Annotated in this window: 11 protein-coding genes and 1 tRNA gene; 4 read left to right on the forward strand and 8 right to left on the reverse strand. The window is 41.9% G+C overall.

Going from position 1 to position 15522, the window contains the following annotated elements; translation table 11 throughout:
* Positions 1-108 precede the first annotated feature (108 nt).
* Positions 109-2409: a TonB-dependent receptor gene (locus DMB45_RS08590; RefSeq protein WP_110688666.1), complete on the forward strand. Its 2301-nt coding sequence runs from the start codon at positions 109-111 to the stop codon at positions 2407-2409.
* A gap of 42 nt (positions 2410-2451) precedes the next feature.
* On the opposite strand, the gene DMB45_RS08595 is transcribed toward DMB45_RS08590, so the two are convergent.
* The 8 genes from DMB45_RS08595 to DMB45_RS08635 all read right to left on the reverse strand — a co-directional run bounded on the left by DMB45_RS08595 (position 2452) and on the right by DMB45_RS08635 (position 14278).
* Positions 2452-4167 (reverse strand): sensor histidine kinase, encoded by a 1716-nt coding sequence (locus DMB45_RS08595; RefSeq protein ID WP_041502595.1) that lies wholly within the window; start codon positions 4165-4167, stop codon positions 2452-2454.
* A 12-nt stretch (positions 4168-4179) separates the two neighbouring features.
* Complete coding sequence (locus DMB45_RS08600) at positions 4180-5301, reverse strand: histidine kinase (protein WP_041502594.1); 1122 nt, start codon at positions 5299-5301, stop codon at positions 4180-4182.
* A gap of 212 nt (positions 5302-5513) precedes the next feature.
* The gene (locus DMB45_RS08605) at positions 5514-6251 is read right to left on the reverse strand and encodes a hypothetical protein (RefSeq protein ID WP_041502637.1); all 738 of its coding nucleotides are present in this window, start codon (positions 6249-6251) and stop codon (positions 5514-5516) included.
* A gap of 238 nt (positions 6252-6489) precedes the next feature.
* Positions 6490-7059: a K(+)-transporting ATPase subunit C gene (locus DMB45_RS08610; RefSeq protein ID WP_041502636.1), complete on the reverse strand. Its 570-nt coding sequence runs from the start codon at positions 7057-7059 to the stop codon at positions 6490-6492.
* An 80-nt stretch (positions 7060-7139) separates the two neighbouring features.
* Positions 7140-9179, reverse strand: a complete 2040-nt coding sequence (gene kdpB / locus DMB45_RS08615) for a potassium-transporting ATPase subunit KdpB (protein ID WP_110688677.1) — start codon at positions 9177-9179, stop codon at positions 7140-7142.
* 76 nt (positions 9180-9255) lie between these two features.
* Positions 9256-10953 carry a potassium-transporting ATPase subunit KdpA gene (kdpA, locus tag DMB45_RS08620; protein WP_059025575.1) on the reverse strand — a complete coding sequence of 566 codons (1698 nt, stop codon included), beginning with the start codon at positions 10951-10953 and terminating at the stop codon, positions 9256-9258.
* A gap of 461 nt (positions 10954-11414) precedes the next feature.
* Complete coding sequence (locus DMB45_RS08630) at positions 11415-12767, reverse strand: sigma-54-dependent transcriptional regulator (RefSeq protein WP_110688668.1); 1353 nt, start codon at positions 12765-12767, stop codon at positions 11415-11417.
* 158 nt (positions 12768-12925) lie between these two features.
* Positions 12926-14278: a radical SAM protein gene (locus DMB45_RS08635; protein ID WP_041502589.1), complete on the reverse strand. Its 1353-nt coding sequence runs from the start codon at positions 14276-14278 to the stop codon at positions 12926-12928.
* Positions 14279-14444: 166 nt separating this feature from the next.
* On the opposite strand from DMB45_RS08635, the gene DMB45_RS08640 reads away from it, so the two are divergent.
* The 3 genes from DMB45_RS08640 (at position 14445) to DMB45_RS08650 (ending at position 15503) form a co-directional block, all read left to right on the forward strand.
* A tRNA-Ser gene (locus DMB45_RS08640) sits at positions 14445-14532 on the forward strand.
* A 237-nt stretch (positions 14533-14769) separates the two neighbouring features.
* Positions 14770-14970, forward strand: a complete 201-nt coding sequence (locus DMB45_RS08645; RefSeq protein WP_052649422.1) for a hypothetical protein — start codon at positions 14770-14772, stop codon at positions 14968-14970.
* Positions 14971-15020: 50 nt separating this feature from the next.
* Positions 15021-15503, forward strand: coding sequence for a phage integrase SAM-like domain-containing protein (locus DMB45_RS08650; protein ID WP_110688669.1), 483 nt, complete (start codon positions 15021-15023; stop codon positions 15501-15503).
* Positions 15504-15522: the final 19 nt, after the last annotated feature.

Here is a 15522-nt window from a genome sequence, read left to right on the forward strand (position 1 = left end):
ATTACTCGGGATAACTGTCTTTTCTTGTTAATAACTAACAGGAAGAATAGTCCATTCGGGATAACAGGCATATCCAAAAATCAAAAACTATTTAATTATCAATAACATATGAAACATATATATATACTAACCCTCTTTTTAACATTCGTTTTACCCGGTTTCGCTGACGAAGAAAACAGCAAACCCAAAAGCGATGCCAACATCATGGGACACGTTATCAACAAAGAGACAAAAGAACATATACCCTTTTTATCCGTTTTTCTTAAAGACACACATATAGGTACTTATACGGATGAAACAGGTCATTATTTCCTTAAAAACTTACCGGCAGGAAAACATACTTTACGCGTACAAGGCATCGGTTATAAAAGCGTTGAAAAAGACGTATTTTTGGAAAAAGGAAAAACCCTGGAAATTAATTTTGAGATTAGCGAAGACAATATCATGCTGGAGGGATCTGTTGTCACGGCTAACCGAAACGAAACCAGCCGTAAAGAAGCTCCGGTGGTCATCAACGTATTAACACCTAAAATATTTGAAAACACCAATTCGTTTTGTCTGGCACAAGGACTAAATTTTCAACCGGGTTTACGAGTGGAAAACAATTGCCAGAACTGTGGATTCCAACAAGTCCGTATCAACGGCTTAGACGGTCCCTATACCCAAATATTAATCGACAGTCGTCCTTCATTCAGTTCTCTATCGGGAGTATACGGACTGGAACAAATTCCCGTCAATATGATCGAACGTGTCGAAATCATGAGAGGAGGAGGTTCCGCTCTATTCGGTTCAAATGCCATCGCGGGAACAATCAACATCATCACCAAAGAACCGCTATATAATTTCTTCCAAATCAGTCACAACCTATCGGCTATTGACGGTGAAAGTTTCGATAACGTAACTAACTTTAACGGGGCTATTACTAACGAACAAAAGACAACAGGCGCGTACCTTTTCGGCATGGTAAGAGACCGCCAAGGTTACGATCACGACAAAGACGGTTTCACGGAATTAGGTAAACTAAATAATACCTCATTGGGTTTTAGAACGTATTACAAACCGACCAACTACAGTAAAATTACATTGGAATACCATCATATTAAAGAATTCCGCAGGGGAGGAAATTTACTTGACAAACCTCCTCACGAAACGGATATTACGGAGCAGGCAGAACACAACATACACGGTGGAGGTGTAAACTACACGTTCAATTCTTCAGATTACAAACACCATCTAAATGTGTATACCTCTCTGCAAAATATAGGACGAAAATCATATTACGGTGCAGACAGGGATACGGCGGCATACGGAAAGACGACGGATATTACATTCGTAGGTGGAGTCCAATACTCTTATGACTTTAACCATTTTTTATTCCTCCCCTCGGAGTTGACTACCGGTTTCGAATATTCTTACGACAAACTGACCGATATCATGCTGGGGTACAATAGAGACCTTAACCAAGAGATATATGTTTACAGCTTATATTTACAGAACGAATGGAAAACAGGACACTTAAGTTTTTTAATCGGGGGACGCATGGATAAAAATAGTGCCGTAGATAACCCTATATTTAGTCCGAGATTGAATATTCGATATAGCCCGATCGATGCCATCAACCTGCGAGCCAGCTATTCCGAAGGCTTTCGGGCTCCCCAAACCTATGATGAAGACCTGCATGTAGCCGCCGTAAACAACGAGGTAGCCATCATTCAAGTGGCTAAAGACCTGAAAACGGAACGCTCCAAAAGCTATAGTGCTTCCATCGACTATTATGCTACCTACGGAAGCACACAACTGAACTTGTTAGTCGAAGGATTTTATACCAATTTAAGACATATTTTCGTATTGGAACCTCTCGGACCGGATACAGACGGAAACATCATCTATGAACGTAGAAACGGTAACGAGGCGATCGTAAAAGGAATAAACGTGGAAGGGAAAATCGTTCCTCATTATAAAGCGCAAATTCAATTCGGAGCTACTTTGCAAAGCAGTAAATACGACCGGCCTCGGGCCTGGACGGATGACCCGGAAGCAGAGAAAACGCGTAAATTATTACGCTCTCCCGATACATACGGGTATCTTACAACCAATTTCATCCCTTTTAAAAACTTCTCATTCTCTCTTTCGGGAACTTACACCGGACCGATGTATATAGGACATGAAAAAGGATACATCGAAAAGAGCATATTGAAAAAAACCTCTTCTTTTTACGATGCCACACTCAAATTGAATTATGATATCAAATTCAATAATTACACGGTACAGGTAAGCGGAGGCGTACAAAACCTGTTTGACAGTTATCAGAACGACTTCGACAAGGGAGCCAATCGGGATTCCAAATACATTTACGGACCGGGACTCCCTCGTACCTATTTTGCCGGCGTTAAATTCGGTATATTCTAATTGATCAATTATCCCTCGAAATTTTTTTTTCGAGGGATAAAGTTACCGAACAGGAAAGGAAATCGTAAACCGACTCCCCTTGCCTACTTCGCTGTCCACCCGGATCTTTCCGTTGTGAGCTTCAACAAAATCTTTGGAAATAGCCAGTCCTAAGCCGCTCCCCTGAACTTTGGTTCCAGGCACTCTAAAATAACGATCAAATATACTTTGATGGTAACGCGGGTCTATACCTTTTCCGAAATCCTGTACAAAAATTTCGACTCGTTTGTCTTCTTCATAAGCTCCTATAATAATCCTTGAATTCTCTTTGGAATAATGGATGGCATTGGACAACAGATTCGTAATCACCCAAGCGATCTTTTCGCTATCCACAAACAATTTAGAGATCTTCTCAGGGTATTCGACTTCGATATTACATCCGAACCGTTCTGCCAATACCCGGGTTGCCGAAAGGGCATAATGAATCAATTCTATCGGCTTCGTTACCTTGGGGCTCAATGTTAATTTCCCCGTCTCAACCTGTGTTAACTTCAATAACTCACCGGTAATATTCAGCAAGCGATCGCTATTCTCCTTAATACTTTCCGTTAAAGAGAACTGTTCTTCGTTCAATTGTCCGACCCGTTGGTCTTCCAATAATTTCAAACTCATCATAATAGCGGCAATTGGAGTCTTCAACTCATGAGAAATCGTCGAAATAAAGGTAGTCTTAGCTGAATCCAACTCCTTGAATTCCGTAATATTTTTCAATATAATCAGATCGCCCACGTATTTTTGCTCCTTCTCCCCCGTTTTGGTGAGACGAACCGGAACATAATAAGCCTGAAAAAAACTCTCCTTATCATCCGCATATATCTTCAAAGGTTCATGCTTTTCATTCGGATGTACTAACTCCCGTATAAGACGGCGCAATAAATCATTTCTTAAAGAAAGCTCCGCCGCCGATTGCCGGATAATCTCTTCCCGCTTCAAATTCAAAACAGACAACGCATCGTCATTAACAAATATGATTTTTCTCTCCTCGTTTAAACCGATAATCGGCTCGCGAATACTATTCACGATCGCTTCTATATATTTCTTACTGGATAGCAGATCCTCCAAAGAACTCTGCTGATATTCCGCCAATTTTTCCGCCATCGTATTGAACGAAGCCGCAACATCTCCGAACTCTTTCGTTTTATGAAAATATAAACGCTGATCATAATTTCGTTTGGCAATCTCTATGATACCGTTAGTCAACTCTTTTATGGGACGAGTTATCTGAGCCGGAAAAACGAGCAACAATAAAAAAGCAACGGTTATACTTCCCATCCCCATGATCGAAATCCATAGCATAGCCTCATGAGCCGTCCGCGTGGCGACTTCGCTTTTACGTTGGATGGAAGCCATATTCAGATTCATTATCTGGATCAAATCCATGCGGACCTGTTGAAGAGATTCCTCATTCCGGCTCTCCTGCAACAATCTAAAATGCCCGATCAGGCGTTCCGTGACTTCCGATTCATCTATTTCCGTTATATTTTTCCGCTGCCTCTCCAAGTTTTCGATAAATACTTGAATAGCCGACTGATCCGTCTCAATCTGTTCGACAGCCTGTAACATCCGTTTCGCATAATCCAACGAATTGTAATTATCAGCCAAAATATTCTGGGTATCCGCCGATAATTTATAAATATAACCTACTGACAGTGTTCCCATCAGAACGATAATCAAAAACAAGATTCCTATTCCCGAGGTCAATTTCGTCTTTATCTTCATAATCTTACATTTTCATGCTAAAACGATCAAATCCACATTCAATGCCGCTAAATTATTCAATAATTTCTTATACCGTAAGGCGGTTCTCACAAATGAAAACAGTCGAATATCCGGCTTGCCCACACACAAGGTACTGATCTGACGTTCCCGGCAAACCCGAATGATGCTCCCGATAATATCATCGGACTGTATCTGAATCACTTCTCCTCCCAACTCGGAAGCAAGTTTAAAATGATTGATCAAATAACGCTGATTGGCCAATGGTATCCGGTCAGGACTTTCACGACGAGTCTGTACGTACAGGACAGAAAATCTGGAATTGTACCTTGTGGCTAACCGTGCCACTTTGCGAATCAATTTTCGAGGCGTTTTTTCATGGCTACTGATACAGGCCATAAAACGCTCGTGCCTAAGTCCCACGTTTTCCACGACTTCGTTCTCCACCTTTTTTTCAACCCGCAACGCGACCTCCTTCAATGCCAACTCCCGGAGCTGCAAGATATTTTCCACTTTAAAAAAATGGTTCAAAGCTATATCTATCTTTTCGGGTTTATAAATCTTCCCGGCTTTTAAACGGGCAACCAACTCCTCCGCCGTCAAATCGATGTTTACAACCTCATCCGCCTCTTCAAATACACGATCAGGCACTCTCTCCTTCACCTCTATGCCGGCAATATCCTGTATCTCTTCGTTTAAGCTCTCTATATGCTGAATATTGATCGCACTAATAACATTTATTCCGGCATCCAACAAGTCAAAAACATCTTGCCATCTTTTCTCGTTCACACTTCCTTCTGCATTCGTGTGAGCTAATTCATCCACAATAACCGCTTCCGGACGAATTTGCAGGATAGACTGCAAATCCATCTCTTCGATTTCTTTCCCCTTATAATATATTTTCCGCCGGGGAATAACAGGCAATCCTTTCAAAAGAACTTCCGTATCCACTCGTCCGTGTGTCTCGATATAGCCGATTTGCACATCTATCCGGTTTCGCAATAGTTCGTGTGCCTCCTGCAACATCCGGTAGGTCTTCCCCACCCCCGCTATCATACCGATATATACCTTAAAATGTCCTCTCCGGCTTTTCCGAATCAGATTTAAAAAATGCTGTACATTTTGTTCCTTGTCCATAATCGTTTTTCAGCAAAAAATATACTACAAAGATAAAGAATATATAGTTTACTTTCTATCAACAATTTACATACCGGAAGTCATATAATATCGTTGATTCTGCTTTTTCATTTTGAAAATGCTTTTTTCAAAATGAAAAATATTACCGCTCGATTTGCCAAAGCCCGGCAAGGATATCTTCCCGGGCTAAAACGTAAAATAAATCACTTGTACTACCTTAAAGTAAATCCCAAAACAAAATGGGCATCTTCATGAGCGGGATCGAAAACAATTCTCGTAAAAACAGGTAACGAAAAAGCCTTGGTGAATTGTATCTCCTTCGAAGCTCCCAATTCGATATTCGTTATACTAAAACCGCGAACGGCATATAGTTCGCTTTCATACGGAGAAAAACCCAAGGTGAAATTCAAATCCACATTTTTTACTGAAAAAGGACAGGTCATCTCCGCGTAAGAAGAGTAATTTTGCTTTTCATTATCTTTTTTATCAGCCCCCCAAACCATCGTGCTCCAAGAGATACATAACGGAAATTTATCCGAAACGACATACCCTATACCGACCTCCACATGATGAGCGGTGTTACGATTATCGAAATGAAAATAGTTGTTATTTTTCCAGGAAACCCTATCTCCCAATTTCTCTCCCTCCCACCAATAATCCGCCACGAATATATTAAATTTTCCCCAACGATAAGCTGCTGTCAAATCGATCTCTTTATGTGTACCGCTTATCTCTTTAGATCCCCAAGCCGTTAAAGAAAAAGCTCCTATACCCATCGATAAGGTAGGCTGGATACTGGCTCCCGCGTTATAAGCTCCGCGCCAAATATAAGAACTTACAATATCTCCGCTCACCTTAAACACCACACTTTTTAGGCTATTCCTCGCCTTTACTTCTACGACAACTCCTATCAATAGGAGTACCAAAATCGTCTTTCCTAAAAAATTCATTTTATTAAAAATTAAAACAAACAATAATTTACAATCAAATCTTCGAGCATAATCCTTCCTGCCTATCAACATGATAAAACAGGCTTCAAAAGAAAGATTAAAAAATAGATAAAAATGGGAAGTCCTCTCGTTACGGATCAGTTATCTCAACACTCCTTTACCTTCGAACTTCCCCGAAATGCAATAATATCACTTAAAGATTTATACATTTCTCTAAATAACCCCAACTAATATAAACTTAATTCGCACTTTTTTCCAATGCGACATTGAGTTTCAATACATTGACTCTTGAAGTACCGAATAAACCCAACAAAGGTCTTTCGATCTGTTCATCCACGATCTCTCTAACTTTTTCTTCCGATATACCCCTGGCCCGAGCCACCCGTCTTACCTGCACGTAAGCCCCTTCCGGAGAAATATGCGGATCCAAACCACTACCACTGGCCGTTACCATCTCTGAAGGAACCTCCGAACGTTTTAAATAGGGATGCTTTACTAAGAAAGTATCAATTCGTGCCTCTACCTCCCGCAAATATTCCGGATTGGAAATACCTTTATTACTACCTCCAGCCCCGTCTCCGGCATAATCAACTGCCGAAGGGCGCCCCCAAAAATAAATACCTTTCGTAAAAGCCTGGCCTACATTCGCAACTCCGACCACTTTTCCATTTAGAGTAACTAACTCTGCCCGTCCATGATTAGGACCCGCAATCAAAGCAAATATCCATAGGATGAAAATATAAAACACACTAAAGAATACGCAAAAAACAAGTGTCAACCTTAAAGATTTCAATAAATTAGACTTCATCATCCTTACATTTTAATTTAAACGTCATCCAAATGTCAGGAGGACCCGCTGCACGTCGTCCTCGCGGGCCCTTTCCTGACTTAGAAAAATAACCCAACTAAAAGATCTATCAATTTAATCCCTATAAAGGGTGCTATAATCCCTCCTACACCGTAAATCAATAAATTACGCCGCAATAAAGCGGAAGCACCAATAGGTTTGTAACTTACACCTTTCAAGGCCAAGGGAATCAATACAGGTATAATGATCGCATTAAAAATGACAGCAGAAAGGATGGCTGTTTCCGGACTATGAAGATGCATAATATTCAAAGCCCCCAAAGAGGGAATCGTTAACATAAATAAAGCCGGAACAATGGCGAAATACTTGGCAACATCATTGGCGATACTGAAAGTAGTCAAGGTTCCCCGTGTCATCAACAATTGCTTGCCAATTTCTACGATCTCGATTAATTTGGTCGGATCATTGTCCAAATCTACCATATTACCGGCTTCCTTTGCCGCCTGAGTCCCGCTATTCATAGCTACCCCGACATCGGCCTGAGCCAAAGCAGGTGCGTCATTTGTTCCATCCCCCATCATCGCGACCAATTTCCCGTTCTGCTGCTCTTTACGGATATATTCCATCTTATCTTCCGGCTTGGCTTCCGCTATAAAATCATCCACACCTGCTTTTTCAGCTATATATTTTGCCGTCAGAGGATTATCTCCTGTCACCATAACCGTTTTCACACCCATTTTACGCAACCGTTTGAAACGCTCCTGTATACCCGGTTTAATAATATCCTGCAATTCGATAACTCCTATTGCCTTCTCGTTCTCCGAAACCACTAAGGGAGTCCCTCCGTTTTCCGAAATAGCCCGTATGGTCTCTTCCGTCTCCCGACTTATAATGTTATTCGCTTTTTTCACTATTCGACGAATCGCATCGGCTGCTCCTTTCCGTATTCTCACTCCGTTCTCTAAATTAACACCCGAACAACGGGTCTCAGCCGTAAATCGAATCATCGAAGCCCCCACCGCGTTCAAATCACGAATACAAATACCTCTCTCCCGTCCCAACTCGACGATGGATTTTCCCTCGGGTGTCTCATCCGATAGAGAGGATAACAAACAGGCCCGGATAAAATGCTTTTCGTCCACGCCATTGGCAGGATAAAATCGGGTAGCTTTACGATTACCGATCGTAATCGTCCCGGTTTTATCCAAAAGCAAGGTATCGATATCACCCGCCGTTTCAACAGCCTTTCCCGATTTCGTGATGACATTGGCTCGTAGAGCCCGATCCATACCTGCAATTCCAATGGCTGATAATAATCCTCCTATCGTCGTCGGAATCAAACATACAAACAAAGAGATAAAAGCCGCCACGGTAATATGGGTTCCCACGTAATCCCCGAAAGGTTTTAAAGTAGCACATACGATAACAAACACCAAAGTAAAACCGGCCAATAAAATCGTCAATGCGATCTCGTTCGGAGTTTTCTGACGGGATGCCCCCTCCACAAGCGCAATCATCTTATCCAAAAAGCTTTCTCCCGGTTGTGTGGTTACCAATACTCTGATACGATCGGAAAGTACTTTCGTTCCGCCGGTGACAGAACTCTTATCTCCCCCGGCCTCCCGGATAACCGAAGCACTCTCCCCGGTAATGGCGCTCTCGTCGATAGAGGCTAATCCCTCGACAATCTCCCCGTCGGAAGGAATAATATCCCCCGCTTCGCACTCGAACAGATCACCTTTTTTTAATTTGGAACTGCTTACTATCTCTATTTTCCCGTTCACGATCACCTTGGCCGGAGTCTCTTCGCGGGTCCTCCTCAGACTGTCGGCTTGCGCTTTTCCCCTCGCTTCGGCTATGGCTTCCGCAAAATTGGCAAATAACAAAGTAACTAACAACACGAGGGACACGATCATATTATACCCGGACGAACCTTGCCCTGCCGTCCCCGTGATCGCAATGTATACGGATACAAGGAACATCATGACAGTACAAACCTCTACCGTGAACATGATTGGGTTACGAAACATCGTACGCGGATGCAATTTCACGAACGACTGTTTTAAACTTTCTACAACTAACTCCTTTGGAAACAAAGAAGCAGACCTATTATTTTTCATCTCCATACTATTTTATCCTAAAAATTCTCGGTTTTACAATTTACCATCCCGATTTTTTTTCACCGGAAACCATCAATCAAAAACTTAGATATTCCGCAATCGGCCCTAACGTCAATACCGGGAAAAACGACAAGGCAGCAATAATAAAGATTACCGTAAAGGTCATAACCGCAAAAGTCCCCGTATCCGTCTTTAAAGTTCCGGCACTCTCCGGAATAAATTTCTTTTTCGCCAACAATCCGGCTATGGCCACCTGACCTACTATCGGCAAGTAACGTCCCATGATCAAAACGATACCACAAGTAAAATTCCAGAAATAGGTATTATCCCTCAGCCCTTCAAAACCGGAACCGTTATTGGCAGCCGACGAGGTATACTCGTACAGCATCTCACTCAATCCATGAAAAGAAGGATTATTTAACCAAGCCTCCGCCAGCTCCGGATTACGAGTGGCCAAAAAGCTGGAGATCGCCGTAAATACCAATATAAAGAACGGATGAGCCAAAGCTACGATAACAGCTATCTTCATCTCTCTCGCCTCGATCTTCTTTCCTAAAAATTCAGGTGTCCGTCCTACCATCAATCCGCTGATGAATACCGCAATAATAATAAATACATAATAGTTCATCAATCCGACTCCCACTCCCCCGAACCAACAATTTATCTGCATATTCAACATCGATAGCATTCCCGTGAGCGGAGTCAAACTATCATGCATACCGTTAACCGAACCGTTGGAAGTTACGGTTGTCACCTGACTCCACAAAGCCGTGGCTGCAGTACCTAAACGGATCTCCTTTCCTTCCATGCTTCCCCGCTCCTGGGCAATTCCCATGGCATCCATTTGCGGACTACCTTTCAGCTCGAAATAATGAGCTCCCACGACACCGACCAAAAAGGCAAACAACATAACACCGTAGATGGTGTAAGCTAATTTTTTACGTCTCAGATAGAATCCCAAAGCGAAAACCATAGACATAGGGATAATCAAAATAGACCAACACTCTATCATGTTCGATAAAAAAGTCGGATTCTCCAAGGGATGAGAAGAATTAGGGCCGAAATAACCTCCTCCATTCGTACCCAATTGTTTTATAGGCACAATGGCCGCCGTAGGGCCTTGGGATACGGCTTGCTCCACACCTTCTAAAGTCGTGATCCGTTCCTTTCCTTCGAATCCCATAGGTGTACCCTCGATAATCAGAATACATCCGACAACTAAAGACAACGGTAATAAAATACGCGTACAACTCTTTATTAAAAGTACCCAGAAATTACCGAAATTCCGGGTCGTTTTAGTCGCCATGGCCTTAAATATTCCGGCCAAAGCCGCCATTCCGGTAGCCGCCGTAATAAACTGAAACAACATGATCACGAAAAGTTGTGTAAAATAAGTCAATCCGCTCTCTCCGCTATAATGCTGCAAATTACAGTTTACCATAAAACTGATACAGGTATTAAAAGCTAAGTCCGGACTTTGTCCCGCATTTCCGTCAGGATTCAACGGCAAATACCCCTGGGAAACCAACAACACCATTCCCCAAAAGAACCAGAAAACATTTACGGTCAACAACGCGACCAAAAATTTCTTCCAGTTCATCTCCTCCGCGGGATTAATCCCGCTCATCCTATACATCCACTTTTCAACGGGGGCCATAAAATCAGACCAAGTCCTTTCTCCCTTATATATTCTTGCGATATAACGGCCCAATGGATAGCTCAATACTACCATCATCACGACCTGCAAAATACTTCCTAATATTTCCGTATTCATCTTTTAAAACATTACTACGATTTCCCGTTATCCGGGATTTCTATCTCGTTTCTACATTCGCTTGATACTCTTTCTAAAATTTTTCGGGTTTTACCAACACGTACATCATATACCCGAATATCATCACACTTAGTATAAACAATACCGTAAACATAACCTCCCTCCTTTTCAGATTTTTTCAAACCAATAAATACACTTGAAAAAGAACCAGTAACAAATAACACCAACCATACCTAAAAAAATAAATGATAATACTTCTTCCATGACTTTTTAATTTAAGTTTTCGTTTCTCCCTATGCCAAAGCCATGCCATCGGAATTACCACAAAAGATAACTAAGTGTATATAAAATAAATAGACGGACAGAATGGAATATTCTATCCGTCTATCACCTTTTCATTTTGAAAAGGTACCATATCATAATAGCATATCGATCTGCAATCAAAAAAAACAGACCAGCCGCTATTTTTCACCTAACCCGTACTCCTCTATCTTACGGTATAAAGTAGTCAAACCGATATGCATTAAACGAGCTGCTTCGGTCTTATTCCCTCCCGTGTATTGAAGCACTTTTTGAATATGATTCTTTTCTATGTTGGCTAATTCGAATTCAGAAAAACGTCGGTCTTCTCCAGGCCCGAAATTTCCATGCTGTAAATCAATAGGCAAATCTCCCGAGGAAAGCTGTTCCCCGTCGGCAATAACAATACTACGTTCAACGACATTTCTCAGTTCCCGCACATTCCCATTCCAGGCATGCTGTTTAAGCAGAGCCATGTAATCAGGTTGAATAAAAGTGATTTTTTTCCTCATCTTTGCCGAAAACTGGTTCACAAAAGCATGAACATACACTTCAATATCCCGGATACGTTCCCTTAGCGGAGGCAGGTGAATTTGAAAAACCGAAAGCCTGTAAAACAGATCTTCTCTAAAATGTCCGGCAGCGATCTCCTTAGGCAGATCCCGGTTAGTCGCGGCAATCACCCTCACATCTACTTTCGTCGGTTTAGTATCTCCGATCTTTATAAACTCTCCGGATTCCAGAATCCGAAGTAACTTTGCCTGTAGATCAAATGCCATCTCTCCGATCTCGTCTAAAAACAAGGTTCCCTGATGTGCCTCTTCGAATAATCCTTTCTTATCTTTTAAGGCCCCGGTAAACGCACCTGCTTTATGACCGAACATCTCACTCTCCAACAACTCTTTACTAAAAGCAGAGCAATTGATAGCCACAAAAGACTTCTTATTTCTATTACTTCCCTGATGAATAGCCTGAGCAAACACCTCTTTTCCGGTACCCGTTTCACCTGTTAGTAAAACCGGGACATCCGTGACCGCTACCTTCCGGGCCAAATGGATAGCTTCCTGCATTACCTCCGATCGCCCCAGTATCGTGTCAAAAGTATATCTCCTCTCCCCGCCTCTATTTTCCGTTTTTTCATCCACCTCACGAGCTACTTTCTCCATAGCACGACTGATCAACGGGATAATCCGGTCATTGTCATCCCCCTTGGTAATATAATCAAAAGCTCCGTTTTTTATCGCCTGCACTCCATCCTGAATATTCCCATGTGCCGTAAGCATGATAATCTCCGCACGAGGAGACAGCTGTTTTAATCTTTCAATAATCTCCACCCCATTCCCGTCCGGTAAACGCACGTCACATAAAACGACATCCGGCATACATTGTTTAGCTTGTTTCAGCCCGGACGTACAACTATCTGCCTGAAAAACTTCATATCCCTCCAACCCGATGATACGGGACAACAATCCCCTTAATTGATTCTCGTCGTCAATAATCAATACTTTGTTCATAAGATTATATTTACACAGAAAAATACAAACGAAAATACAATAAAAAATTTATCCCCCAAGAAAGTGAAAATAAAAAGAGAGTGAACTTTTAAAAGTCACTCCCTCTCCAGCCTCCATCGGTTGCCGATACCGTTGTCAGCTATTTGATACAGAACAATTTAATTCAGTGTTTTTCCCCTTTCCGTCCATATTTGATCCGCAACGACGGCCCACTTATGAGCGCATCCCTGGCATTTTCCGGTCAAATCTTCCACGCTTTCGGGCTTCAACATATCGGTAGAATGAGCATGAGCCGCATTCACGACCTCTTTCAATCGATCGGGATTATCCAATAAGGGACAAGGCCGCAAATGATTTTTATTAAAAGGCTGACGTTTCTGGTATTCTTGGAAAAGCGGTGTTCTAAGCGCATCCAACAAACTCATATTCTTTATATTAGCCGTTGAATAATGAATAAAAGCACAAGGCTCTACATCGCCGTTGGCATTAATATGGAAATAATATCTTCCCCCGGCTATGCATCCGTCGACATACTCCCCGTCATTCCAGAAATCCATGGCAAAAATCGGTTTGGTACGCCGAAACTTTCTAACTTGATAATACATGTATTTCCGTTGTTCTGGCGTAGCCAACAATTCAGGAATAGCGTCTTCACCAACAGGCATATAGGTAAAATACCAAGCAAAAGCGGCTCCTTTTTCTATCATGAAATCAACGTATTCGTCCGAACCGACAACATCCACGTTTTGACTATGATAACAGGTCGAATATCCGAAAATCAATCGTTTACGTTTGAGAAGTTCCATCGCCTTAATGACCGCCTGATAAGTCCCTTCTCCTCGACGCATATCCGTCTCTTTTTCAAACCCCTCAACACTAATGGCCGGGGCAAAATTACCGACCCGGAGCATCTCATCCGCAAAATCCTCATCAATCAATGTTCCATTCGTGAAAGCTAAGAAATAACATTCCGGGTGTTTTTCACAGAGACGGATGATATCTCTTTTTCTTACCAAAGGTTCTCCTCCCGAATAGATATACATAAATATACCCAACTCTTTCCCTTCCTTAATAATCCGGTCCATGGTATCGAAATCCAGCGACATCTGGTGACCGTACTCCGCTGCCCAACATCCCTTACATTTCAAATTACAGGCAGAAGTCGGGTCCATCAAAATCGTCCAGGGTACATTTACCCCGTGCTTCTTTCCGGTCACTTTCACCATACTGTTGCCGATAATGGCGGAATTACAGATCAACGATTCGAATAACTTCCTCCTCACGAAAGGATCCCATTCATTGTAAGCCTTTTTAATCAAAAGGTTCCAATTATTATCGGGATCGGATAAACAAGTCTCCAGACTACTCCATGCAGAATCATACGTTCCATCCACGTCCACTTTTCTTATCCATTTCAATGCTTTCGGTGCATTGGCTTCCGGATCTTTCTCCACATAATTCAATATTTGCCGAATTCCGTAAGCTTGCATTTTGTTCTTAAAACTCCCCATCTTTCTCTTGTTTTGATAGATATAATTAGTTTAGTTTAGAATTTAATTTTCTATAACGTACGAAATAAAAATTGGTTTCTTTCACACTCCATTTTAACGTACTCCCGTAAAAAAGCAAAATCTTATTTTGTCGTTCGAAATTTTCCCTTATCTTTGCAACCGCACAGGAGAGATGGCAGAGTGGTCGATCGCGGCGGTCTTGAAAACCGTTGTACTGAAAGGTACCGGGGGTTCGAATCCCTCTCTCTCCGCCAAGTATCATAGAAGAATAGAGCTAAATCCTGTAAGTGTGCAACTTACAGGATTTTTTCTTTTCAGCCGCATCGCAGAAAAACGTATTTTAAAGCATTTTCCGGTGTACTATTCGGTGACCAAACGAGGCCTGAATATTGGTCACCGAATAAACATATAAAACGCTAAAAATCATCATTTTGCATCTTAAGTTTTTGCATACTTAAAATTAGTTTTGTAACCATTAAAAAGTAGCAAAAATGGAAAGAAAAACATTCAGCGTAATTTTTTACTTACGCCGTGCACGAATAAATCGTGACGGCGAAGCTCCAATTGTAATGCGTATCACCATAGACGGTATGCATGCAGATGCCACGATAAAAAAACAATCCACCCGGATCAATGGGATTCCGCAAAAGGAAAAGCATCTAAAAAAAACAACAGAAAAGGCTATGAACTAAACCTTTACATGTAGGCCATTCGATGCAAGATCATTCGTATTCAAAGAGAAATGGAAATCGACGGAGTAAAACACATAACCGCCCAAATGATTCTCGACCGCTGGCTCGGACGGGACGAAAAAAAACGCCACACGATCCTCGAAGTATTCCGGGAGCATAATAAAAAATGCCGTAAACTCTCGGGAATAGACATGGCCCTGGCAACGGTCGAACGATACGAAATCTGCCTAAAGCTCACAGCCGAATTCATTCATTTTACCTACAAACGGGATGACTTCTACTTGGATGAAATGAGCCGCCAGTTTATCGAGGATTATGAATTTTATTTAAAGACAGTACGGAAATGCAATCACAACACGACGACGAAATATCTGAAAAACTTTAAGAAAATCACCCGGATCGCCATGCAGAAAGAATGGCTGAAGAAAGACCCGTTTGCCGAAATACGCTTTCACCTCGAACCGGTGGACCGGGCTTTTCTGGAGAAACAAGAAATAGAAAAAGAAACAGCTTGTACAATATGGCCGACGTGAAACATCGCACAACTCCATA

This window comes from Sanguibacteroides justesenii (assembly GCF_003204205.1).
Classification (GTDB): Bacteria; Bacteroidota; Bacteroidia; order Bacteroidales; family Marinifilaceae; genus Gabonibacter; species Gabonibacter massiliensis.